Source organism: Pseudomonas sp. YuFO20 (assembly GCF_035064975.1).
In the GTDB taxonomy this organism is placed as follows: Bacteria; Pseudomonadota; Gammaproteobacteria; order Pseudomonadales; family Pseudomonadaceae; genus Aquipseudomonas; species Aquipseudomonas putida_AE.
The window spans coordinates 1-22,911 of sequence record NZ_JAXDEO010000011.1 but is presented as its reverse complement, the minus strand read 5'-3'; the positions used below and the strand labels follow the sequence as shown (position 1 = coordinate 22,911).

The window sequence follows — 22,911 nt, the reverse complement described above, 5'->3', positions numbered from 1 at the left end:
ATGTCCAGATTTTTCATCGACCGTCCGATTTTCGCCTGGGTAATAGCCCTGGTGATCATGCTGGTCGGGGCACTGTCGATCCTCAAGCTGCCGATCAACCAGTACCCGAGCATTGCACCGCCGGCCATCGCCATTTCCGTGACCTACCCGGGCGCTTCCGCGCAAACCGTGCAGGACACCGTGGTCCAGGTGATCGAGCAACAGCTCAACGGTATCGACAACCTGCGTTATGTGTCTTCGGAAAGTAACTCCGACGGCACCATGACCATTACCGCGACCTTCGAGCAAGGCACCAACTCCGATACCGCGCAGGTCCAGGTCCAGAACAAGCTGAACCTGGCCACCCCGCTGTTGCCGCAGGAAGTGCAGCAACAAGGTATCCGCGTGACCAAGGCAGTGAAGAACTTCCTGCTGGTGATCGGCGTGGTGTCGCGTGACGGCAGCATGACCAAGGACGACCTGTCCAACTACATCGTGTCGAACATGCAGGACCCGATCTCGCGGACCGCCGGCGTCGGCGACTTCCAGGTGTTCGGTTCGCAGTACGCCATGCGTATCTGGCTCGACCCGGCCAAGTTGAACAACTTCAATCTGACCCCGGTCGACGTCAAGACCGCCATCGCCGCGCAGAACGTCCAGGTGTCCTCCGGCCAGCTCGGCGGCCTGCCCGCCCTGCCCGGCACCCAGTTGAACGCGACGATCATCGGCAAGACGCGCCTGCAGACCGCCGAGCAATTCAACAAGATCCTGCTCAAGGTCAACAAGGACGGTTCCCAGGTTCGCCTGAAAGATGTCGCCGAAGTCGGCCTGGGTGGCGAGAACTACAGCATCAACGCCCAGTTCAACGGCGCCCCGGCGTCCGGTCTGGCCGTGAAGCTGGCCACCGGTGCCAACGCCCTGGATACCGCCAAGGCCCTGCGCACGACCATCGACAGCCTCAAGCCGTTCTTCCCTGAAGGGATGGAAGTGGTGTTCCCGTACGACACCACGCCGGTGGTGACCGAATCGATCAAGGGCGTGGTACACACCCTGGTCGAAGCGGTTGCGCTGGTGTTCCTGGTGATGTTCCTGTTCCTGCAGAACTTCCGTGCCACCATCATCACCACGATGACGGTTCCGGTGGTATTGCTCGGGACATTCGGCATCCTCGCGGCGGCCGGTTTCAGTATCAACACCCTGACCATGTTCGGCATGGTACTGGCCATCGGCTTGCTGGTGGACGACGCCATCGTCGTGGTGGAAAACGTCGAACGGGTGATGAGCGAAGAAGGCCTGTCGCCCAAGGAAGCGACCAAGAAATCCATGGGCCAGATCCAGGGTGCCCTGGTCGGTATCGCCCTGGTGCTCTCGGCGGTATTGCTGCCGATGGCGTTCTTCAGCGGTTCCACCGGTGTGATCTACAAGCAGTTCTCGATTACCATCGTCTCGGCCATGGCCCTGTCGGTACTGGTTGCCCTGATCTTCACCCCGGCGCTCTGCGCCACCATGCTCAAGCCGATTTCGAAAGGCGAGCATCACACCCCGAAACGCGGCTTCTTCGGCTGGTTCAACCGCAACTTCGACCGTGGTGTCAGTAGCTACGAGCGTGGCGTGGGCAACATGCTCACGCACAAGGCGCCGTACCTGCTGGCCTACCTGATCATTGTCGTCGGCATGATCTGGCTGTTCACCCGCATTCCGACGGCGTTCCTACCGGAAGAGGACCAGGGCGTACTGTTCGCCCAGGTACAGACCCCAGCCGGTTCGACCGCCCAGCGCACCCAGGTGGTCGTGGACGAAATGCGTGAATTCCTGCTGCGTCCGGGCAAGGATGGCGGCGAAGGCGATGCGGTGAACTCGGTGTTTACCGTGACCGGCTTCAACTTCGCCGGCCGTGGCCAGAGCTCGGGCATGGCGTTCATCATGCTGCGCCCATGGGAAGATCGAAACGCTGACAACAGCGTGTTCAAGGTCGCGGCCCGTGCCCAACAGCACTTCTTCACCTTCCGTGACGCCATGGTGTTTGCCTTCGCCCCGCCTGCGGTACTGGAATTGGGTAACGCCACCGGTTTCGACGTGTTCCTGCAGGACCGCGCCGGTATCGGTCACGACAAGCTGATGGAAGCGCGTAACCAGTTCCTCGGCATGGCGGCGCAAAGCAAGATCCTCACCCAGGTGCGTCCTAACGGCCTGAACGACGAACCGCAATTCCAACTGGAAATCGACGACGAGAAGGCCAGTGCCCTGGGCATTACCATCGCCGACATCAACAACACCCTGTCGATCGCCCTGGGCAGTAGCTACGTCAACGACTTCATCGACCGTGGTCGGGTGAAGAAGGTTTACGTGCAAGGCCAGCCGGGTTCACGCATGAGCCCCGAAGACCTGAACAAGTGGTACGTGCGCAACAGCGTCGGCACCATGGTTCCGTTCTCGGCGTTCGCCAAGGGCGAGTGGATCTACGGCTCGCCGAAACTGGCCCGCTACAACGGCGTAGAAGCGATGGAAATCCTCGGCGCCCCGGCTCCGGGTTATTCCACCGGTGAAGCCATGGCCGAAGTCGAGGCCCTTGCCGCCAAACTGCCGAAGGGTGTCGGTATTTCCTGGACCGGCCTGTCCTACGAGGAACGGCTGTCCGGCTCGCAAGCGCCGGCGCTGTACGCCCTTTCGCTGCTGATGGTGTTCCTGTGCCTGGCGGCGCTGTATGAGAGCTGGTCGATTCCGATCGCGGTGATGCTGGTCGTTCCGCTGGGGATTATCGGTGCGCTGATGGCCACCAGCCTGCGTGGTTTGTCCAACGACGTGTACTTCCAGGTGGGCCTGTTGACGACCATCGGTCTGGCGGCGAAAAACGCCATCCTGATCGTCGAATTCGCCAAGGAACTGCACGAACAAGGGCGCAGCCTGCGTGAGGCGGCCATCGAAGCCTGCCGCATGCGTCTGCGACCGATCATCATGACCTCCCTCGCCTTCGTGCTCGGTGTGGTACCCCTGGCGATCTCCACGGGCGCAGGTTCCGGTAGCCAGCATGCCATCGGCACCGGCGTGATTGGCGGTATGATCACGGCAACCGTTCTGGCGATCTTCTGGGTCCCACTGTTCTTCGTCACCGTGTCGGCCATGGGTCAGCGTAAAAACGTCGACCAGGAAGACGCTACTGAAACTCCTAAAGAGGCTGGCCAATGAGCAAGTCGCTACTCTCCCTGGCAGTCGCCGCCTTCGTGCTAAGTGGCTGCTCGCTGATACCTGACTATCAGCGGCCGGACGCTCCGGTGGCAGGTCAATACCCGCAGGGCCCGGCATACTCGCCGGCCCAGGCACCGGCGCAGGCCGCTGCCGAGCAGGGCTGGAGGCAGTTTTTCCATGACCCGGCGCTGCAGCAACTGATTCAGGTATCCCTGGAAAACAACCGCGACCTGCGTGTCGCGGCCCTGAACATCGATGCCTTTGCGGCTCAATACCGCATCTCGCGCGCCGATCTGTTCCCGGCCGTTTCGGCCAACGGTAGCGGCAGCCGTCAGCGCCTGCCGGCTGACGCTTCGCAGACCGGTGAAGCGGGCATCAGCAGTTCCTACTCGGCCACGGTCGGCATCAGTGCCTACGAGCTCGACATGTTCGGGCGGATTCGCAGCCTGAACGAAGAAGCGCTGCAGCAGTACTTCGCCACCGAAGAAGGCCGCCGCAGCACCCAGATCAGCCTGGTGGCCAGTGTGGCCAACGCCTACCTGACCTGGCAGGCCGACAAGGAACTGCTCAAGCTGACCCAGGACACCCTCGCCGCGTTCGAGGAGAGCTACAAGCTCACCGCCCGCAGCAACGAAGTGGGGGTCGCTTCGGCCCTGGACCTGGCGCAGTCGCGCACCTCGGTGGAAAACGCCCGGGCGCAACTGGCCAAGTACACCCGCCAGGTCGCCCAGGATGAAAACAGCCTGGTATTGCTGCTCGGCACCGGCATCCCGGCCAACCTGCAGGCGGCCAAACCGCTGGCGGACGATCTGTTGGCCGAAGTACCGCCCGGCCTGCCGTCGGACTTGCTGCAGCGTCGTCCGGACATCCTGCAAGCCGAGTACAACCTCAAGGCCGCCAACGCCAACATTGGCGCGGCGCGGGCGGCGTTCTTCCCGAGCATCAGCCTGACGGCCAACGCCGGCACCCTGAGCCCGGACCTGTCCGGCCTGTTCAAGGGTGGCTCGGGCACCTGGCTGTTCCAGCCGCAGATCAACCTGCCGATCTTCAACGCCGGCAGCCTGCGCGCCAGCCTGGATTACTCGAAAATCCAGAAAGACATTGGCGTGGCGAACTACGAGAAGTCTATCCAGACGGCCTTCCAGGAAGTCGCCGATGGCCTGGCCGCGCGCCAGACCTACGTCCAGCAGTTGCAGGCACAGCAGGACTTCGTCAATGCCAACCAGGACTACTACCGCCTGGCCGAGCGTCGTTACCGCATCGGTGTCGACAGCAACCTGACCTTCCTCGATGCCCAGCGTCAGCTGTTCAGTGCCCAACAGGCACTGATCACCGACCGCCTGGCGCAGCTGGTCAGCCAGGTCAACCTGTACAAGGCCCTGGGTGGTGGCTGGAACGAACAGACGGCGAAGAACGAGCCGTTGAAGGAAGAAGCGCCGAAGTTGAAGTTGTTCTGATGGTGCTGTGAAAAAACATGAAGCCCACCTTTTGGTGGGCTTTTTGTTGGTTGCAGGAAAGTATGCGTTGTCTGATCCGGCCCCTTCGCGAGCAAGCCCGCTCCCACATTCGATCGTATTCTTCCTGGAGGAACCCGGTTGAATGTGGGAGCGGGCTTGCTCGCGAAGGGGCCAGTATCGACAACACAAACCCCGGCCAATCTTACGTTCGATAATCGCCCAAAACCTGCTTTCACAAATTGAACCATCTAGTACATTCACATCACCATTCGATCCACAAAACCAATAACAACAGGTTCGATACGATGCCCCCGCGCCCTACCCTCTCCGGCTGATCCGCCCCGCTTGTCCCGATCTCGCATGCACGTCTGCAACCCCAGGTTGCGGCATCACCCTGTTTCATCCCCAAGAATTAGAGAGACCCGAGCCCATGCCTTCTCCCGCGCATTACTTCGTTCCCAGCCTGATCGCCGTCGCCCTGGCGAGCGCAGCCCTGCCCGCCCAGGCCGAAGAGTCGGGGTTTGTCGAAGGAGCCAAGGTCAACCTGAACCTGCGCAACTTCTACATCAACCGCAACTTCACCAACCCGACCAAGACCCAGGGCAAGGCCGAAGAGTGGACACAAAGCTTCATTCTTGACGCCAAGTCTGGGTATACCCAGGGCATCGTCGGCTTCGGCATGGATGTGCTGGGCCTGTATTCGGTGAAACTCGATGGCGGCAAAGGCACCGGTGGCACACAGTTGCTGCCGCTGGACAGTGACGGCCGCCCGGCCGACAACTTCGGGCGCACCAACGTGGCGTTCAAGGCCAAGCTGTCGCAGACCGAAGCGAAGGTGGGCGAATGGATCCCGGTGCTGCCGATCCTGCGTTCGGATGACGGCCGCTCGCTGCCGCAGACCTTCCGTGGCGGTCAGATCACCTCGAAGGAATTCGACGGCCTGACGCTATACGGCGGCCAGTTCCGCCAGAACAGCCCGCGCGACGACAGCAGCATGAGCGACATGTCGATGACCGGCAAAGCCGCATTCACCTCCGACCGCTTCAACTTCCAGGGCGGCGAGTACCTGTTCAACGAGAAACGCACCCAGATCGCTGTGTGGAACGCCGAACTCAAGGACATCTACAGCCAGCAATTCATCAACCTGACCCACAGCCAACCGCTCGGCGCCTGGACCCTGGGTGCCAATCTCGGCTTCTTCTACGGCAAGGATGACGGCAGCGCCCGGGCCGGCGAGTTGGACAACAAGACGATGTACGGGCTGCTATCGGCCAAGTACGGTGGCAACACCTTTTACGTCGGCCTGCAGAAACTCACCGGCGACAGCCCGTGGATGCGCGTCAACGGCACCAGCGGCGGAACCCTGGCCAACGACAGCTACAACTCCAGCTACGACAACGCCCGGGAAAAATCCTGGCAGGTGCGCCACGACTACAACTTCGTCGCCCTTGGCGTGCCGGGGTTGACCCTGATGAACCGCTACATCAGCGGCGACAACGTGCACACGGGGACGATCACCGATGGCAAGGAATGGGGGCGTGAAAGTGAACTGGGCTACACCGTGCAAAGCGGTGCGCTGAAAGACCTGAACGTGAAATGGCGCAACTCGACCATGCGTCGCGACTACAGCAACAATGAGTTCGATGAAAACCGTGTGATCGTCAGCTATCCGATCAGCCTGTTGTAAACACAAAACAAATGTGGGAGCGGGCTTGCTCGCGAAAGCGGACGGTCAGCCAGCAATGATGTCGACTGAAACACCGCATTCGCGAGCAAGCCCGCTCCCACACTAGATCTTCGGTATGTTCAAAATCTACGGTGCATTCACACCCGCGATTCGGTCCCCAACTCATCCCACACCGACTCGGCCAGGTGGAACGTCGCGTTGGCGGCGGGAATGCCGCAGTAGATCGCGCTCTGCATGATCACTTCCTTGATCTCGCCACGGCTCACGCCGTTGTTGGCGGCGGCGCGCAGGTGCAGTTTGAGTTCACCCTCGCGGTTCATGCCGATCAGCATGGCGATGGTGATCAGGCTGCGGGTGTGGCGCGGCAGGCCCGGACGGGTCCAGATGTCACCCCAGGCGTGGCGGGTGATCATTTCCTGGAACTCCGAGTTGAACTCGGTCAGGGTGGTCAGGCTGCGGTCGACATGGGCGTCGCCCAGTACCGCGCGACGGACATTCATGCCCTCGTCGTAACGTTGCTTCTCGTCCACAACAATCCCCTTCAATGAGCCAACAAGAACGCCAGTACCCGCTCGCTGAACGCAGCGCCGGCCTGGACGTTGGACAAGTGCGCGGCGTAGAACTCGGCGTACTCGGCGCCCTGCACGTGCTCCTGGATGAAGTGTCCACCAGAGGGCGGCGTCACTGCATCTTCAGTCCCGGCAACCACCAACAGCGGTGCCTTGATCGAAGACAATTGATCGCGGAAGTCGGCATCACGCACCGCTGCGCAGTTGGCCGCGTAACCTTCAGGCGAAGTGGCCGCCAGCATTTCGGTGATCTGCCTGGCCGCGGCCGGATTGGCCGCTGAGAAATCCGGGGTGAACCAGCGCGCAATCGACGCATCGCGCAGAGCGACCATCGCGGCCTGGCCATCGCGCAGCACGGTTTCGATGCGTGGGTTCCACACCGACGGATCACCGATTTTCGCCGCGGTGTTGCACACCACCAGTTTGTTCAGGCGCTCGCCGGCATTGATGCCCAGCCACTGGCCGATCAGCCCGCCCATGGACAGTCCACAGAAATGCGCGCGCTCGATGTGCAGCGCATCCAGCAGCGCCAGTACGTCGCGGCCCAGTTGCTCGATGCTGTACGGTCCCGGCGTCACCAAGGACTTGCCATGGCCGCGGGTATCGAAACGCAGCACGCGAAAATGCTCGCTGAACGCCGCATTTTGCGCGTCCCACATGTGCAGGTCAGTACCCAGCGAGTTGGACAGCACCAGCACCGGCGCATCGACCGGTCCGTCGAGTTGCGGCCCTTGAATTTGGTAGTGCAGTTCGCCATCGGCGAGTTGTACGAAAGCCACAGCAGTCTCCTTCACGCAGTCAATGCAGAATGTTCAGCCACCGCTCGCTCGACCCAGGTACGGGCCTGACCGAGGTAGTGGGCGGGGTCCAGCAGATGATCGAGTTCAGCCGCCGACAGCTCGGCGGTCACTTGCGGTTCGTCGCCGAGTACCGCGCGCAGATGACGTTGCTCGGCCACGGCACGTTTGCAGCATTGCTCCAACAGGTGATGCGCAGTGTCGCGGCCAACCCGTTGCGCAAGGACGATGCTCACCGCTTCGGCGAGTACCAGGCCCTGGGTCAGGTCGAGGTTGCGCGCCATGCGGGCGGCGTCCACTTCCAGCCCGCCGGTCACCAGCAGCGCCTGCTTGAGGCTGCCGGACACCAGGCAGCAAATCTCCGGCAGGGTTTCCCACTCGGCGTGCCACAGCCCCAGGCTGCGCTCGTGCTCCTGGGGCATCGCGCTGAACAAGGTCGACAGCAGGCCTGGTACGCGCGTCGCCGCGCCAATCAGCACGGCCGCGCCGACGGGATTGCGTTTGTGCGGCATGGTCGAGGAGCCGCCCTTGCCCGGCGCCGAAGGCTCGAACACCTCGGCGGCTTCGGTCTGCATCAACAGACTGATGTCGCGACCGAGTTTACCCAGGCTGCCGGCGATCAGTCCGAGTACCGAGCCAAACTCCACCAGGCGATCGCGCTGGGTGTGCCAGGGCTGGTCGGGCAGCGTCAGTTGCAGCTCTTCGGCCAACGCCTGGGCAATCGGCATCGCCTGATCACCCAAGGCCGCGAGGGTCCCGGAAGCGCCGCCGAATTGCAGCACCAGCAGACGGGGCTTGAGTTCCAGCAGACGCTGACGACTGCGGGTCACCGCCCCCAGCCAACCGGCGATTTTCATGCCCAGGGTCACCGGCGTCGCGTGCTGCAACCAGGTGCGCCCGGCTAGTGGCGTGGCCACATGACGTTGGGCCTGGGTAGCGAGAGTCTGGCCCAGTTGCGCCAGATCGCTGTCGATCAATTCCAGCGCCCGGCGCAATTGCAGCACCAGGCCGCTGTCCATCACATCCTGACTGGTGGCGCCCAGATGCACGTAGCGCTCGGCCTCGGCATCGCTCGCCGCGATCTGTTTGCCCAGCGCCTTGACCAACGGAATCGCAGAATTACCCGCCGTGGCAATCGCCTCGCCCAAGGCCGCAAAATCGTAATGCCCGGCCTGGCAGGCCGCTTCGATCGGCGCTACCGCCGTGTGCGGAATCAGTCCAACCCGCGCTTCGGCACGGGCCAGCGCCGCTTCGAAATCGAGCATGGCCTGGACCCGGCCCTGATCGCAGAACACTTCACGCATGTCGCGGGCAGTGAAATAGGCATCGAACAATTGATTGCCCGGTCGCTCGTTCATAAACAATCCCTGCAGGCGCGGGCCGCTCGGGCCCGCGGGTATGGATCAAAGGTCGTGATGCAGATACTTGGCTTGCTTGGGCAGGCGCAGGCTGAACAGGAACGCGATCGCCATCATCACCGTCACGTACCAGTAGAAGGAGTTTTCCATCCCGACCGCTTTAAGGCTCAAGGCAACATACTCCGCCGAACCACCGAAGATCGCATTCGCCACCGCGTACGCCAGGCCGACGCCCAGTGCGCGCACTTCGGGCGGGAACATTTCGGCTTTTACCAGGCCGCTGATCGAGGTGTAGAAACTGACGATCGCCAGTGCCACGGTAATCAGCACAAAGGCCAGGAACGGACTGGTGACGCTTTTCAGGCTCAGCAGGATCGGCACGGTGCACAAAGTACCCAAGGCGCCGAACCACAGCATCGAGTTACGTCGGCCGATCTTGTCGGCGAGCATGCCGAAGAACGGCTGCATGCACATATAAAGGAACAGTGCGCCGGTCATGATGTAACTGGCGGTCTTGGCGTGCATGCCGGCGGTGTTCACCAGGTATTTCTGCATGTACGTGGTGAAGGTGTAGAAAATCAGCGAGCCACCGGCGGTGTAGCCGAGCACCGTGATGAACGCGGCTTTATGGTCGCGGAACAGCGCGCGGATGCTGCCGGCGTCCTTGTTTTCGCGCATTTCCTTGCTGGTGGTTTCTTTCAGCGAACGGCGCAGATAAAGCGAAACCAGCGCCGCCATCGCACCGACCACGAACGGAATCCGCCAGCCGTAGGCGCGCAATTCGTCCTCACTGAGGAACTGCTGCAGGACCACCACCAGCGACACCGCCAGCAACTGCCCGCCGATCAGCGTGACGTACTGGAACGAGGCGAAAAAACCGCGCTGGCCCTTGAGGGCGACTTCGCTCATGTAGGTGGCGGTGGTGCCATATTCGCCACCCACCGACAGGCCCTGGAGCAAGCGCGCGAACAACAGCATGATCGGCGCCCAGACACCGATGTCCTTGTAGGTCGGCAGGCAGGCGATGAGCAGCGAGCCGAAGCACATCATCAGAATCGATATCAGCATCGAATTCTTGCGCCCGTGCTTGTCCGCGACCCGGCCGAAGATCCAGCCGCCAATCGGGCGCATCAGGAACCCGGCGGCAAATACGCCCGCGGTGTTGACCAACTGCACGGTGGGGTTGTCGGAGGGGAAAAAGGCAGGCGCGAAGTAGATCGCACAGAAGGCATAGACATAGAAGTCGAACCATTCGACGAGGTTGCCGGACGAAGCGCCGACAATGGCGAAGATCCGCTTGTTGCGTTCTTCGCCGGTGTACAGAGGTTCTGTAGCGGTGATCGATGTCATTGTTTTTTACTCAATGGGGACTGTGAGAGTCTAGACATACTTTGCAACAGTCCCGTTCCACAAATGCATCAACCCCCTGTAGGAGCTGGCTTGCCAGCGATGGACGCAAGAGCGACACGGTAAACCAATGGATACGCGTCATCGTTAACGACCATCGCTGGCAAGCCAGCTCCTACAGGGGATGCGGTGTTCACTTAATAATCGAAGAACACCGTCTCGGCGTCGGTGCCCTGCAGAACAACGTTCCACTGGTACACACCCGACGCATCCTGCTTCGCCAGCAAGGTGCCGCGACGTTCTGCCGGCACGCATTCGAGCAACGGATCGGCGACGTTAGCCGGCTCGCCATCGAAGTAGATCCGCGTCAGCAAGTGCTTCACCAGGCCACGGGCAAACACCAGCACCACCAGATGCGGTGCCTGGGTCGTGCCCTTGAGGCCTTCGACCGTACCCGGCTTGATGGTGGTGAACCGGAAACGCCCTTCGGCATCCACCGGCACCCGGCCAAAGCCCTCGAAGTTCGGGTCCAGGGGTTTGTCCTGGTCGTCTTCGGGGTGGTCGTATTTGCCGGCGGCGTTGGCCTGCCAGACTTCCAGCATCGCGTCGTTGACGACATCGCCGTTGCCATCGACCACCTGCCCGGTGATCGCCACGCGCTCGCCCAGGGTTTGCTCGACAGTCAGGTCTTCGCGGTTCAGCCAGGTCAGTCCGATGTGGTAGTACGGCCCGACGGTGTGGGACGTGGTCGCATTCAGCGTCATCTTATTTCTCCATCGGCGTGGCGTCGCGGCCGCGCAAGACGATGTCCCAGCGATAACCGAGGGCATAGGAAGGGATGGTTTTTTCCAGATCGAACGAGGCGATCAAACGCTCTTTGGCGCGGGTATCGGGCACGCAGTTGTAGATCGGGTCGTACGCCAGCAGCGGGTCGCCCGGGAAATACATCTGGGTGACCAGGCGCGTCAGGATGCTCGGCCCGAACAGCGAGAAATGGATGTGCGCCGGGCGCCAGGCGTTGTGGTGGTTACCCCACGGATACGCGCCGGGCTTGATGGTCTGGAACTGGTACCAGCCATCGGCGTCGGTCACGGTGCGGCCGGTGCCGGTGAAGTTGGGGTCCAACGGCGCGTCGTGCAGGTCACGGGCATGGTTGTAGCGACCGGCGGCGTTGGCCTGCCAGATCTCCACCAGGATCCCCGGCACCGGCAGGCCGTTCTCATCCAGCACACGGCCGTGAATGATGATGCGTTCGCCCTGTGGTTCGCCTTCATGCTGGGCGGTCAGGTCGTTATCCTTCTCATTGACGCGCTCGGCACCAATGGTCGGACCGGTGATTTCCGACAACGAATGCGGCAAAAACACCAATGGCTTGGACGGCGAGCGCAGGTTGGTGGATTGGTAGGTCGGATGCAGGTACTCAGGCTGAGTGCCTTCCTGCGGGCGACGATAACCAGGCTTGTCAGTCATGAAGCTTTCCTCGATTTCTTGTTAGTGGCAGAGCGCGTCAGACGCGCTCGATCGCCAGGGCCAGACCCTGGCCGACACCGACGCACATGGTCGCCAGGCCTTTCTTGCCACCGGTTTTTTCCAGCTGATGCAATGCGGTCAGTACCAGGCGCGCACCGCTCATGCCCAGCGGATGGCCCAAGGCAATGGCGCCACCGTTCGGGTTGACCTGGGCCGCGTCGTCGGCGATTCCCAGTTCACGCAGTACCGCCAGGCCCTGGCTGGCGAAGGCTTCGTTGAGTTCGATCACGTCGAAATCGCTGACGGCCACGCCGAGGCGTTCGATCAGTTTACGCACGGCGGGCACCGGGCCGATGCCCATCACCCGTGGCGCAACACCGGCGCTGGCCATGCCCAGCACTTTGGCGCGGGCGGTCAGGCCGTGTTTTTTCACCGCTTCGGCCGAAGCCAGGATCAAGGCGGCGGCACCGTCGTTGACGCCCGAAGCGTTGCCAGCGGTGACGGTTTTGTCCGGGCCGTTGACCGGCTTGAGTTTGGTCAGGGCTTCGAGGGTGGTGTCGGCGCGCGGATGTTCGTCCTGGGTGACCACGGTTTCACCCTTCTTGTGGGCAATGCGCACTTCGACGATTTCTTCGGCGAAGAAGCCCGCGGCTTGCGCGGCGGCGGTGCGTTGCTGGCTGCGCAAGGCGAACGCGTCCTGATCGGCGCGGGACACCTGGTAATCGTCGGCGACGTTGTCGGCGGTTTGCGGCATCGCATCCACACCGTACTGGGCTTTCATCAACGGGTTGATGAAGCGCCAGCCGATGGTGGTGTCTTCCAGCTTCATGTTGCGCGAGAACGCTGCATCAGCCTTGCCCATCACGAATGGCGCGCGGGACATCGACTCGACGCCACCGGCAATCGCCAGCTCCATTTCGCCACTGGCGATGGCGCGGAACGCGGTGCCGATGGCGTCCATGCCCGAAGCGCACAGGCGATTGAGGGTCACACCCGGAATGGTTTCCGGCAGCCCCGCCAGCAGCAGCGCCATGCGCGCCACGTTGCGGTTGTCTTCACCGGCCTGGTTGGCGCAGCCGAGGAACACTTCGTCCACCGCCGTCCAGTCCACCGAAGGGTTGCGCTCCATCAGCGCCTTGATCGGCACCGCGGCCAGGTCGTCGGCGCGAACTGCCGACAGGCCGCCGCCGAAACGGCCGATGGGGGTGCGAATCGCGTCGCAGATATAAACTTCACGCATCATGCTTCTCCGGGCTTCGAGATCACGCAGAGCGAGCTCCCGTTTGTTATTTCGACGTAGTAAAAAAGGCGCCGATGCGCAGCGCCGCAATGGTTAAAGATTAAGCCCATGGCACAGGCCAAACAATTCGATAATCGACTGAGTGTTCGTTTATCGAACACATTGTTGTCTGGCTATCGTTTTGTCGCCTGCAAAAGATCGCAGCCTGCGGCAGCTCCTACAAAGGCATGATCAGGTGGCATCGGCATGACTGACCAACCCCTTGATCAGCACCGCCGCCGTTGCCAATGCCGCCGGAATCACCAATGCCGTCAGCACCTGCTCGAAATTCCAGCCCAGCCCCAGCAGCGTCGCGCCCATCCATGCACCTAGGATCGCGCCGAAGCGGCCAATCCCGAGCATCCACGAAACCCCGGTGGCTCGCCCTTGAGTCGGATAAAACCGCGCGGCCAGCGACGGCATCGCCGATTGCGCGCCGTTGACACACATACCGGCCACCAGCACCAGGGTCGCCAGGATTGTGATGTTGCCCAGGCTCTGCCCTACCGCGTAGGCAAATACCCCGGCCAGCAGGTAGAAAATGCCGATGACCTTGTGCGGATTGAAGCGGTCCATCGCCCAGCCTACGCCCACCGCGCTCAACACCCCGCCGAACTGGAACAGCGCGCCGATGAACGCGGCCTGCTCCATGCTCGCGCCACTGTCACGCATCAGGGTCGGCAGCCAACTGGTCAGCAGGTAGACGATCACCAGGCCCATGAAGTAGGTCAGCCACAACAGCAAGGTGCCGACGCTGTAGGTGCCGGAGAAGATCACCGCAAACACGTTGCGCGCCTTCACGGTTTTCTGCTCCGGCACGCTGAAGCTCGAGGCCTGGCCCACCACCGTCGGGTCGATGGGTGCCAGGGTCTTGCGTACCTTGTCGGTGCCGCGATTACGCACCACGAGGAAACGCGCCGACTCCGGCAGCCAGACCAGCAATACGACAGCGAGGATCAACGGCAGGATCCCGCCGATCAGCAGCAGACTGTGCCAGCCGAAGGCCGGAATCAGCTTCGCCGAAATGAATCCACCCCCGGCCATGCCCAGGTTGAAGCCGCAGAACATGCTGGTCACCAGCAGGGACTTCTTGCGCTCCGGGGTGTATTCCGACAGCAGCGTGGTTGCGTTCGGCATGCCCGCGCCCAAGCCGAGACCGGTCAGGAAACGCAACACCAGCAACTGGTCGACGTTGGTACTGTAGGCCGAAGCCAGGCTGAAGGCACCGAACAGCAGCACCGCCCCGACCAGAACGACCTTGCGCCCAAAGCGGTCAGCCAGCGGACCGGAACCCAGTGCGCCGAAGACCATGCCGATCAGCGCCGCACTCATCACCGGGCCGAGGCTGGCCCGGTCGATGCCCCAATCCTGGGACAGCGCGGGCGCGATGAAGCCCATGGCCGCGGTATCAAGGCCATCGAGGAAGACAATCAGGAAACACAGGATCACCACGCGCCACTGATAGCGCGAAATGGGTTGGGCATTGATGAAGGACTGCACGTCGAGGCAGTTACCTACAGCAGACTGGGGCTGGTTCATTATTTTTTTCCACGCAAAACGCAGTCGAACAGGTGCCAGCCTTTAACAGGGCTGTCACGGTAAAGGGGGTGTCAGGATCAGGCGATCGGGTTCCGGCACAAAAACCGGGGAGAACGGCGACAGTCGGGGAATGTGCGCATGGGGTGCCTCTTCTCATTATTATGGGGTCGTCGTCCGGTGCCGGATCGAGATCGACAGCGCCGGATGACGCTGCCGCGACATTAATGAGCCAAGGGAAAGAGCGTCAATTCGCCAGACGCGAGTCTGTGCGATTATCGAACAGCTTAGGTAAACAGCTGGGTGCTGAGGTCGCGGCTGGCACTCAACAAGCCGGGCAGGAAACGTTGTTCAAGCTCGCTGCGGCTGACCCGCCCGGCGTGGGTACTGACGTTGAGCGCCGCGACCACCTGGCCGGAAGCGTCGTACACCGGCACCGCGATCGAACGCAGCCCCTGCTCCAGTTCCTGGTCGACGATGCACCACCCTTGTTGTCGCACCTCCTGCAGGCATTCGAGCAATGCCTCGGAGGTATGGAGGGTTCGACTGGTCTTGGCTTGCAGGTCGGCGTGGTCGAGATACTCGTGCAATGACGTGTCATCGAGGGCGGCGAGCAGGATCCTGCCCATCGACGTGCAATAGGCCGGCAAGCGCCCACCCACCGACAGGTCGACCGATATCAGGCGCTGGGTGGTGGCCGAGCGGGCGATGTACAAGATGTCATCGCCTTCAAGCGTGGCCATGTTGCAGGCCTCGTGGAGTTGCTCGCTCATGCGGTCCAGGTACGGCTGTGCCGAAACCGCCAGCGGCGTCGAGGACACATAGGCGTGGCCCAGGGTCAGCACTTTGGGCAGCAGCGAATAGGTGCGGCCATCGGTGGTGGCGTAACCGAGCTTGATCAACGTATGCAGGCAACGGCGCACGGCGGCGCGGGGAATTTCCGTCCGGTGGCTGATCTGGGCAATGGTCAGATGCCGCTTGCGCTCCTGGAACGCCTGCACCACGGCCAGTCCACGCGCCAGCGAGGTCATGAAGTCCGGGTCGCCGGTCAGGGCCTGGATCCGCTTGGCGGGGGAAGCAACGATCGGCGGTGCCACCGAAGCGAAGGAGTTGCGCAGTTGATCGTTCATACTAGGTCCTTTTCCCAGACGGATCGTCGATCCATTACAGGCGACTGGCTGTAGGGTACACAAGCCCGGCCCGACAAGATTGGGCGATTATCGAACCATCGATCGATAATCGCAATCCATGTTTTTTTGCGCGGCGCATCTGCCGACTTCAAGGCGCAATGTAATGGTCTTAAGTTGTGCGACTTAATGGCGCCAAAAAGGCATCGCCGTACAATGGCATCATCCAGTGCCCAAGTTGCCACTAACGGGTTATGGGTAGAAAACAATCACACATCAAGATCCACTTTTAACTCTATCGTGATAGTGTTCTGTCAATCGCTCGCTATAATGTAATTCAGTAGCCAATCGGTTTTTTATTAGCCGATCCCGCTACCGGTGGCGCGATGTTCCATCGCCGCTCTCCTCAGCAAGCCCATGACGCCGACTGCATCCGCATCGCGCCAACGCGCTCGCTGAAACAGGAACTGATGCTACGTCAGCTATATATCTCTGGTGCCGTGGCCGCCTGCAACATGGAAGTAATGAGCACACTGTCGCAAAAATGATGCCTGTAAGGGCTTTTTGCTTTTGACGAGTGCGGTCAATACATCGAGTGCAGCGCGTTTCACCAGAATTCACCTCAACTCAATCAGGTAGCACCGTGACAAAAGACGAACTGCGCGCGGAACTTGAGCGCCAGGAACAACGTTACAAGGAAGTTTACGGCGGGGAAGTCACCACCTACGCCGCCCAGCCCGAACCGGAACGCAAGCCATGGCGCAAACGCGCCACCGTTCAGGATCAGGTTTTCAAGCAGGAACTGGAAAAAATGGAAAAGGAACTGAAAGCCGAGGAGCCGTGACGTCCTGGGCTTTTAATACCTGCCGGGGTCTGCATTGCATCCGTTAAAAGCGGGATGTACTGATGTTGCCTTTTTGCGCCCGCCACGAGCGGGCAGCGGCCGCCTTGCCGACCTGATAAGGCTGAAGGCTCGTATCTGACACTATTTTCAGAAATTTCATACAAGCGCGCGCAAGGTCCCTCCAGGCGTGGCGAACCCCTGTGCCTGCGGGCTTTCCAAAGAAATTCAAGTACTTGCAAGACCCGCAAAAGCGCAGGAAATTCAGGCCCCAAAGCAAAATAATTCGTTGAAGAATGTTACCGATGAGCAGCAAGTGCATCGATTTCCAGTCTTTTCTGGCATAATCGCGCCCCCTTATGACCGGGTCAGAAAACCTTCATGATCGATTTATTCAGCGGACTGGATGCTTGGGTGCTTGTGAGCCTCCTGCTCGCCCTGACTTTTGTCCTCGCCTTCGAGTTCATCAACGGATTTCATGACACCGCTAACGCGGTAGCCACTGTTATCTACACCAAAGCCATGCCGCCTCATCTGGCGGTGTTCTTTTCCGGTGTGTTCAACTTCCTCGGCGTTTTGCTGGGCGGCGTTGGCGTGGCGTATGCCATTGTCCACCTGCTGCCGGTGGAGCTGCTGATCAATGTGAACACCGGTCACGGACTGGCCATGGTGTTCTCGTTGCTCGCCGCCGCCATCGCCTGGAACCTGGGCACCTGGTACTTCGGTATCCCTGCCTCCAGCTCCCATACGCTGATCGGTTCGATCCTCGGCGTAGGCCTGGCCAACGCCCTGATCAACGATATTGCGTTGGCCGATGGCGTGAACTGGCAAAAGGCGATTGATATCGGTATGTCGCTGGTGTTCTCGCCAATGGCAGGCTTCCTGATCGCTGCGCTGATTCTGATCGGTCTGAAATGGTGGCGCCCGCTGTCGAAGATGCACAAGACGCCGGAGCAGCGTCGCAAGATCGACGACAAGAAACACCCGCCATTCTGGAACCGCCTGGTGCTGGTGATCTCGGCCATGGCCGTGAGCTTCGTGCACGGTTCCAACGATGGTCAGAAAGGTATTGGCCTGATCATGCTGGTGCTGATCGGCATCGTGCCGGCGCAGTTCGTACTTGATCTGAACAGCACCACCTACCAGATCGAACGTACCCGCGACGCCACCTTGCACCTGAACCAGTTCTACCAGCGCAACGCCGAAACCCTCGGCGAATTCCTGGCCCTGGGCAAAAGCGTCGAAGGCGATCTGCCGGAGAAATTCCGCTGCAACCCGCAACAGACCGAACCGACCATCAATGCCCTGCTTGGCACCCTCAAGGGTGTAGCCGACTATCACTCGCTGCCGCCGGAAAGCCGCATCGAAGTGCGTCGCTACCTGCTCTGCCTGGACGACACGGCGAAGAAAGTCAGCAAACTGCCAACCCTGGCCCCGCGGGAAAAGGCTGACCTGGACAAGCTGCGCAAAGACCTGACCACGACCACTGAATACGCTCCGTTCTGGGTGATCCTGGCGGTCGCCCTGGCCCTGGGCCTGGGTACCATGGTCGGCTGGAAACGCGTGGTACTGACCATCGGCGAGAAGATCGGCAAGCAAGGCATGACCTATTCCCAGGGCATGTCGGCGCAGATCACCACCGCGAGCCTGATCGGCATGGCCAACATCTTCAGCCTGCCGGTGTCCACCACCCACGTCCTGTCCTCGGGCGTTGCCGGTACCATGGTCGCCAACAAAAGCGGCCTGCAAGGCGGCACCGTCAAGACCATCCTGCTGGCCTGGGTCCTGACCCTGCCCGCCACCGTGGCGCTGTCGGCCGGCTTGTTCTGGCTGGCGTCGAAGGCACTCGGCAGCTGACAGGCAGCCGAACGAAAAAAGGCGCGCTCCGTGAGGACCGCGCCTTTTTTATTACCGAATTTTAGCAACACCGCACATCACTGTAGGAGCGAGCTTGCTCGCGAAGGTGTGTCAGCTACGAAGGTGTCGACTGACACTCCATCGCGAGCAAGCTCGCTCCTACAGGGGATTGGTGCATGCCAGTAGATTGTTCAGGGCAAAAAAAAAGGGCAACCGAAGTTGCCCAAAATGCCTTGCGTGCTCATTGCATCCAGAAAGACCTACGGCTCTTTGCGCTTGTGCGAGTCTTTCCAGATAAAAAATCCGAACCCTGCAAAAAATACAACCATGAGGCTGACGGTCAGCACTCCGGCGATCACCACGTTATCGAAAAACATGACGCGTCTCCTGCAGTTGCCCTGTTGCGATGGGGCCAAGGTAACCAATCGGGCAGGAGAAAATATTGACCGGGATCAATGTTGCCCGGGACCGGGCCTGGAAGGCGGGGGGAAAACTGACCTGCATCAATCGATGCAGGAAGACTCAACGCTTTTTCGGTTTGTTCTTCGGCTTTTTCTTCGCCTTGCCCAATGGCATGGCCTGCTCGAACGCCTGGCGCACTTCGTTCAGGCGCTTGTCGTTAAGGTCATGGACACGCTTGGCGCGTTCGGCATTCAGGTCGATCAGCTTGTCGTCTTGGCTCATGGTGTCAGTGCATCGCTTGGCAGGAATGTGCCAATAATGCGGTCTGGCGACGGCGCTGACCAGTCACGGGCTCAAATCTCGATATCGACCCACAGGCCCTGACGAGGCTGGTCTTCCATCAACGGAGCCACCGGCACGGTGTTGTCGGCATTGAGTTCGTCACCCGGGATCGCCAGGTGCGCTTCGGGGTCCTCGTCGGCTTCACGGCGGCGGCGTTGCTGCTCCTGCTTGCGCCGCTGTTCTTCGCGCAGCAGCAGCGCGGCCTCTTCCGGATCGCGCTTTTGCAGGTCGATGGTGCTGTCGCTGGCGCTTTCCTGCACCGGCACGACGGGCGCGATGTCCGGGCGCGGGCGAACCGGGTCGTGCTGGGAAGTGATCGGCACGGCACTCAAGGGGAGCATCGGTGTCAGCATATTATCAGTCTCCTTTCAGCAGGCTGTCGGCCGCTGTGACGGCGACTTGAGCCATCGGTCGCAAACTGTGAGTCGATTGGCACGGTGGGAACGTTCGCAGGCTACGATTTCTTCAGCCTGGCAAGATCAAAAGATCGCAGCCCAAGGCAGTTCCCACACAGGTAATCCTTTGGTCTGGAGACCTGATTCCGTTAAGATAGCCCGCTTTTTCAAGGTGGGAGTCAGGCAGCATGGCGCAGCAGTATCAACCGGGGCAACGCTGGATCAGTGACAGCGAAGCGGAGCTGGGTTTGGGCACCGTTCTGGCACAGGACGGCCGCTTGCTGACCGTGCTCTACCCGGCCACTGGCGACACTCGCCAGTACGCGCTACGGAATGCGCCCCTCACCCGTGTGCGGTTTTCGCCGGGTGACACCATCACTCACTTCGAAGGCTGGAAACTGACCGTACGCGAAGTCGACGACGTCGATGGCCTGCTGGTCTATCACGGCCTCGACGCGCAGAACGAAGTGGTCACCCTGCCGGAAACCCAACTGTCGAACTTCATCCAGTTCCGTCTCGCCAGCGACCGTCTGTTCGCCGGGCAGATCGACCCCCTGGCCTGGTTCGCCCTGCGTTATCACACCCTCGAACACACCAGCCGCCAACTGCAGTCGTCGCTGTGGGGCCTGGGTGGTGTGCGTGCGCAACCGATCGCGCACCAGCTGCACATCGCCCGCGAAGTGGCCGACCGCATCGCGCCTCGGGTTCTGCTGGCCGACGAAGTGGGCCTGGGTAAAACCATCGAAGCCGGTCTGGTGATCCATCGCCAACTGCTTTCGGGCCGCGCCAATCGCGTGCTGATCCTGGTGCCGGAAAACCTCCAGCACCAGTGGCTGGTAGAAATGCGCCGACGCTTCAACCTGCAGGTCGCGCTGTTCGACGAAGAACGCTTCATCGAAAGCGATGCCTCCAACCCGTTCGAAGACACCCAGCTCGCGCTGGTGGCCCTGGAATGGCTGGTGGATGACGAGAAAGCCCAGGACGCGCTGTTCGCGGCCGGCTGGGACCTGCTGGTGGTCGACGAAGCCCACCACCTGGTGTGGCACGAAGACCAGGTCAGCCCGGAATACTCGCTGGTCGAACAACTCGCTGAAACGATCCCCGGCGTCCTGCTGTTGACCGCAACCCCGGAACAGCTGGGCCAGGACAGTCACTTCGCGCGTCTGCGCCTGCTCGACCCGAACCGCTTCCATGACCTGGCTGCCTTCCGCGCCGAGAGCGAAAACTATCGCCCGGTGGCCGAGGCCGTTCAGGAGCTGCTGGAAAAAGGTCGCCTGTCGCCGCAAGCTCATGAAACCATTCACGGCTTCCTCGGCAACGAAGGCGAAGCCTTGCTGACCGCCGTCAACGATGGCGACACCGAAGCCAGCGCCCGCCTGGTGCGCGAACTGCTGGACCGCCACGGCACCGGCCGCGTGCTGTTCCGTAATACCCGGGCCGCGGTCCAGGGGTTCCCGGAGCGCAAACTGCATCCTTACCCGCTACCGTGCCCGGACGAATACCTCGAACTGCCGCTGGGCGATCACGCCGAGCTGTACCCGGAAGTCAGCTTCCAGGCCCAGCCGGACGCCAACGAAGAAGAGCGCTGGTGGAAGTTCGACCCGCGCGTCGAGTGGCTGATCGACCAGTTGAAAATGCTCAAGCGCACCAAGGTGCTGGTGATCTGCGCCCACGCCGAAACCGCCATGGACCTGGAAGACGCCCTGCGCGTGCGTTCCGGCATTCCGGCCACGGTGTTCCACGAGGGCATGAACATCCTCGAGCGTGACCGCGCCGCCGCCTACTTCGCCGACGAAGAGTTTGGCGCGCAAGTGCTGATCTGTTCGGAAATCGGCAGTGAAGGCCGCAACTTCCAGTTCTCCCACCACCTGGTGCTGTTCGACCTGCCGTCCCACCCGGACCTGCTGGAACAACGTATCGGTCGTCTGGACCGGATCGGCCAGAAGCACACCATCGAACTGCACGTGCCGTACCTGGAAACCAGCCCGCAAGAGCGCCTGTTCCAGTGGTACCACGAAGCCCTTAATGCTTTCCTCAACACCTGCCCGACCGGCAACGCCCTGCAACATCAGTTCGGCCCGCGCCTGCTGCCGTTGCTCGAAGAAGCCGACGATGGCGAATGGCAAGCGCTGATCGACGAAGCCCGCACCGAGCGCGAGCGCCTGGAAGCCGAGCTGCACACCGGCCGCGACCGCTTGCTGGAGCTCAATTCCGGCGGTGCCGGCGAAGGTGAAGCGCTGGTCGAGGCCATCCTCGAGCAGGACGACCAGTTCGCCCTGCCGATCTACATGGAAACCCTGTTCGATGCATTCGGTATCGACAGCGAAGACCATTCGGAAAACGCCCTGATCCTCAAGCCGAGCGAAAAAATGCTCGACGCCAGCTTCCCGCTGGGCGACGACGAAGGCGTGACCATCACCTACGACCGCAACCAGGCGCTGTCTCGCGAAGACATGCAGTTCATCACCTGGGAACATCCGATGGTCCAGGGCGGCATGGACCTGGTGTTGTCCGGCTCCATGGGCAACACCGCCGTGGCACTGATCAAGAACAAGGCGCTGAAACCCGGCACCGTGTTGCTGGAACTGCTCTACGTCAGCGAAGTGGTTGCCCCGCGTTCGCTGCAACTGGGCCGCTACCTGCCGCCGGCCGCCCTGCGCTGCCTGCTCGACACCAATGGCAATGACCTGTCGGCCCGGGTGTCGTTCGAGACCTTGAACGATCAACTCGAAAGCGTACCGCGCGCCAGCGCCAACAAGTTCATCCAGGCCCAGCGCGATCAGCTGACGCCACGGATCAACGCCGGCGAAGACAAGATCTACCCACGTCACGCCGAACGCGTGGCAGAGGCGCAACGTCGCCTGGCCGCCGACACCGACGAGGAACTGGCACGCCTGACCGCGTTGCAAGCGGTCAACCCGACCGTACGTGACAGCGAACTGGTTGCGCTGCGCAAGCAACGCGAACAAGGCCTGGCCATGCTCGACAAGGCTGCGCTGCGACTGGAAGCGATCCGGGTGTTGGTGGCGGGTTAAGTCCCCTGCTTCACCGCTTGAACAAAAAGGCCCGCAGCGATGCGGGCCTTTTTTGTTTGCTTGAGTTTTGTAGTGCTACTTATTACCTCTTCGCGAGCAAGCCCGCTCCCACATCTGGAATGCAATCCCCCCTGTGGGAGATTCTATGTTTGGGGGGAAGCCCCCAAGACTGGATTTGGCTGATACTCGCTCTGGTTCTTCATCAGGGCGAACGCCACTCGTGCCAGCTTTCGAGCCAGGATGACCA

At 61.3% G+C, this 22,911-nt stretch carries 19 protein-coding genes and 1 pseudogene; 7 read left to right on the top strand and 13 right to left on the bottom strand.

The genetic code is table 11. From position 1 onward, the window contains the following. From emhB to SOP85_RS08150, 3 genes are all read left to right on the top strand, one after another. The gene (gene emhB, locus SOP85_RS08160) at window positions 1-3,165 is read left to right on the top strand and encodes an efflux RND transporter permease subunit EmhB (RefSeq protein ID WP_274073444.1); all 3,165 of its coding nucleotides are present in this window, start codon (window positions 1-3) and stop codon (window positions 3,163-3,165) included. Beyond that, window positions 3,162-4,622: an efflux RND transporter outer membrane subunit EmhC gene (gene emhC, locus SOP85_RS08155; RefSeq protein WP_274073443.1), complete on the top strand. Its 1,461-nt coding sequence runs from the start codon at window positions 3,162-3,164 to the stop codon at window positions 4,620-4,622. Before emhB ends, emhC begins: the two co-directional genes overlap by 4 nt. A gap of 430 nt (window positions 4,623-5,052) precedes the next feature. Then, window positions 5,053-6,309: an OprD family porin gene (locus SOP85_RS08150; protein ID WP_323626639.1), complete on the top strand. Its 1,257-nt coding sequence runs from the start codon at window positions 5,053-5,055 to the stop codon at window positions 6,307-6,309. Between the two features lie 137 nt (window positions 6,310-6,446). Here SOP85_RS08150 and pcaC read toward each other — a convergent pair whose 3' ends face one another. From pcaC to pcaR, 9 genes are all read right to left on the bottom strand, one after another. Beyond that, window positions 6,447-6,839 (bottom strand): 4-carboxymuconolactone decarboxylase, encoded by a 393-nt coding sequence (gene pcaC / locus SOP85_RS08145; protein WP_323626637.1) that lies wholly within the window; start codon window positions 6,837-6,839, stop codon window positions 6,447-6,449. Between the two features lie 11 nt (window positions 6,840-6,850). Continuing rightward, window positions 6,851-7,657 carry a 3-oxoadipate enol-lactonase gene (gene pcaD / locus SOP85_RS08140; RefSeq protein WP_323626636.1) on the bottom strand — a complete coding sequence of 269 codons (807 nt, stop codon included), beginning with the start codon at window positions 7,655-7,657 and terminating at the stop codon, window positions 6,851-6,853. An 11-nt stretch (window positions 7,658-7,668) separates the two neighbouring features. Beyond that, window positions 7,669-9,033: a 3-carboxy-cis,cis-muconate cycloisomerase gene (locus SOP85_RS08135; RefSeq protein ID WP_323626635.1), complete on the bottom strand. Its 1,365-nt coding sequence runs from the start codon at window positions 9,031-9,033 to the stop codon at window positions 7,669-7,671. Window positions 9,034-9,078: 45 nt separating this feature from the next. Beyond that, on the bottom strand, window positions 9,079-10,383 hold the full coding sequence (locus SOP85_RS08130; RefSeq protein WP_274073438.1) for an MFS family transporter: 1,305 nt from the start codon (window positions 10,381-10,383) through the stop codon (window positions 9,079-9,081). Window positions 10,384-10,577: 194 nt separating this feature from the next. Then, window positions 10,578-11,144 (bottom strand): protocatechuate 3,4-dioxygenase subunit alpha, encoded by a 567-nt coding sequence (pcaG, locus tag SOP85_RS08125; protein WP_323608799.1) that lies wholly within the window; start codon window positions 11,142-11,144, stop codon window positions 10,578-10,580. Window position 11,145: 1 nt separating this feature from the next. Then, window positions 11,146-11,850: a protocatechuate 3,4-dioxygenase subunit beta gene (gene pcaH / locus SOP85_RS08120; protein WP_274073436.1), complete on the bottom strand. Its 705-nt coding sequence runs from the start codon at window positions 11,848-11,850 to the stop codon at window positions 11,146-11,148. Between the two features lie 37 nt (window positions 11,851-11,887). Next, window positions 11,888-13,093, bottom strand: coding sequence for a 3-oxoadipyl-CoA thiolase (gene pcaF, locus SOP85_RS08115; protein ID WP_323626634.1), 1,206 nt, complete (start codon window positions 13,091-13,093; stop codon window positions 11,888-11,890). Window positions 13,094-13,321: 228 nt separating this feature from the next. Continuing rightward, window positions 13,322-14,668, bottom strand: a complete 1,347-nt coding sequence (locus SOP85_RS08110) for an MFS transporter (protein ID WP_274073434.1) — start codon at window positions 14,666-14,668, stop codon at window positions 13,322-13,324. 284 nt (window positions 14,669-14,952) lie between these two features. Beyond that, window positions 14,953-15,795 carry a pca regulon transcriptional regulator PcaR gene (gene pcaR / locus SOP85_RS08105; RefSeq protein WP_323626633.1) on the bottom strand — a complete coding sequence of 281 codons (843 nt, stop codon included), beginning with the start codon at window positions 15,793-15,795 and terminating at the stop codon, window positions 14,953-14,955. Between the two features lie 383 nt (window positions 15,796-16,178). Between pcaR and SOP85_RS08100 the strand changes: the two genes are divergently transcribed. The 3 genes from SOP85_RS08100 (at window position 16,179) to SOP85_RS08090 (ending at window position 18,490) form a co-directional block, all read left to right on the top strand. Next, a complete protein-coding gene (locus tag SOP85_RS08100) occupies window positions 16,179-16,340 on the top strand; it encodes a hypothetical protein (RefSeq protein ID WP_323626632.1) in 162 nt (53 codons plus the stop codon). Window positions 16,341-16,435: 95 nt separating this feature from the next. Beyond that, the gene (locus SOP85_RS08095; protein WP_008056863.1) at window positions 16,436-16,636 is read left to right on the top strand and encodes a hypothetical protein; all 201 of its coding nucleotides are present in this window, start codon (window positions 16,436-16,438) and stop codon (window positions 16,634-16,636) included. 378 nt (window positions 16,637-17,014) lie between these two features. Further along, the gene (locus SOP85_RS08090) at window positions 17,015-18,490 is read left to right on the top strand and encodes an inorganic phosphate transporter (protein WP_274073432.1); all 1,476 of its coding nucleotides are present in this window, start codon (window positions 17,015-17,017) and stop codon (window positions 18,488-18,490) included. A gap of 260 nt (window positions 18,491-18,750) precedes the next feature. Here the strand turns inward: SOP85_RS08090 and ccoM are convergent, their stop codons facing one another. From ccoM to SOP85_RS08075, 3 genes are all read right to left on the bottom strand, one after another. Then, window positions 18,751-18,867, bottom strand: coding sequence for a cytochrome c oxidase subunit CcoM (gene ccoM / locus SOP85_RS08085; protein ID WP_323608795.1), 117 nt, complete (start codon window positions 18,865-18,867; stop codon window positions 18,751-18,753). Between the two features lie 145 nt (window positions 18,868-19,012). Continuing rightward, window positions 19,013-19,174, bottom strand: a complete 162-nt coding sequence (locus SOP85_RS08080; RefSeq protein ID WP_008016476.1) for a hypothetical protein — start codon at window positions 19,172-19,174, stop codon at window positions 19,013-19,015. A gap of 71 nt (window positions 19,175-19,245) precedes the next feature. Next, complete coding sequence (locus SOP85_RS08075) at window positions 19,246-19,587, bottom strand: aspartate-semialdehyde dehydrogenase (RefSeq protein WP_323626631.1); 342 nt, start codon at window positions 19,585-19,587, stop codon at window positions 19,246-19,248. Between the two features lie 230 nt (window positions 19,588-19,817). On the opposite strand from SOP85_RS08075, the gene rapA reads away from it, so the two are divergent. Continuing rightward, window positions 19,818-22,664: an RNA polymerase-associated protein RapA gene (gene rapA / locus SOP85_RS08070; RefSeq protein WP_274073430.1), complete on the top strand. Its 2,847-nt coding sequence runs from the start codon at window positions 19,818-19,820 to the stop codon at window positions 22,662-22,664. 143 nt (window positions 22,665-22,807) lie between these two features. Here the strand turns inward: rapA and SOP85_RS08065 are convergent. Then, window positions 22,808-22,911, bottom strand: a pseudogene (locus SOP85_RS08065) (IS110 family transposase); the annotation flags it as partial.

Bases quoted from the DNA above. Each gene is read 5' to 3' on its own strand.
- SOP85_RS08130 (WP_274073438.1), bottom strand. From the start codon at position 10,383: ATGACATCGATCACCGCTACAGAACCTCTGTACACCGGCGAAGAACGC.
- SOP85_RS08080 (WP_008016476.1), bottom strand. From the start codon at position 19,174: ATGAGCCAAGACGACAAGCTGATCGACCTGAATGCCGAACGCGCCAAG.
- pcaR (WP_323626633.1), bottom strand. From the start codon at position 15,795: ATGAACGATCAACTGCGCAACTCCTTCGCTTCGGTGGCACCGCCGATC.
- SOP85_RS08135 (WP_323626635.1), bottom strand. From the start codon at position 9,033: ATGAACGAGCGACCGGGCAATCAATTGTTCGATGCCTATTTCACTGCC.
- rapA (WP_274073430.1), top strand. From the start codon at position 19,818: ATGGCGCAGCAGTATCAACCGGGGCAACGCTGGATCAGTGACAGCGAA.
- SOP85_RS08075 (WP_323626631.1), bottom strand. From the start codon at position 19,587: ATGCTGACACCGATGCTCCCCTTGAGTGCCGTGCCGATCACTTCCCAG.
- SOP85_RS08110 (WP_274073434.1), bottom strand. From the start codon at position 14,668: ATGAACCAGCCCCAGTCTGCTGTAGGTAACTGCCTCGACGTGCAGTCC.
- SOP85_RS08090 (WP_274073432.1), top strand. From the start codon at position 17,015: ATGATCGATTTATTCAGCGGACTGGATGCTTGGGTGCTTGTGAGCCTC.
- SOP85_RS08150 (WP_323626639.1), top strand. From the start codon at position 5,053: ATGCCTTCTCCCGCGCATTACTTCGTTCCCAGCCTGATCGCCGTCGCC.
- SOP85_RS08100 (WP_323626632.1), top strand. From the start codon at position 16,179: ATGTTCCATCGCCGCTCTCCTCAGCAAGCCCATGACGCCGACTGCATC.
- emhB (WP_274073444.1), top strand. From the start codon at position 1: ATGTCCAGATTTTTCATCGACCGTCCGATTTTCGCCTGGGTAATAGCC.
- pcaH (WP_274073436.1), bottom strand. From the start codon at position 11,850: ATGACTGACAAGCCTGGTTATCGTCGCCCGCAGGAAGGCACTCAGCCT.
- ccoM (WP_323608795.1), bottom strand. From the start codon at position 18,867: ATGTTTTTCGATAACGTGGTGATCGCCGGAGTGCTGACCGTCAGCCTC.
- pcaF (WP_323626634.1), bottom strand. From the start codon at position 13,093: ATGATGCGTGAAGTTTATATCTGCGACGCGATTCGCACCCCCATCGGC.
- pcaG (WP_323608799.1), bottom strand. From the start codon at position 11,144: ATGACGCTGAATGCGACCACGTCCCACACCGTCGGGCCGTACTACCAC.
- emhC (WP_274073443.1), top strand. From the start codon at position 3,162: ATGAGCAAGTCGCTACTCTCCCTGGCAGTCGCCGCCTTCGTGCTAAGT.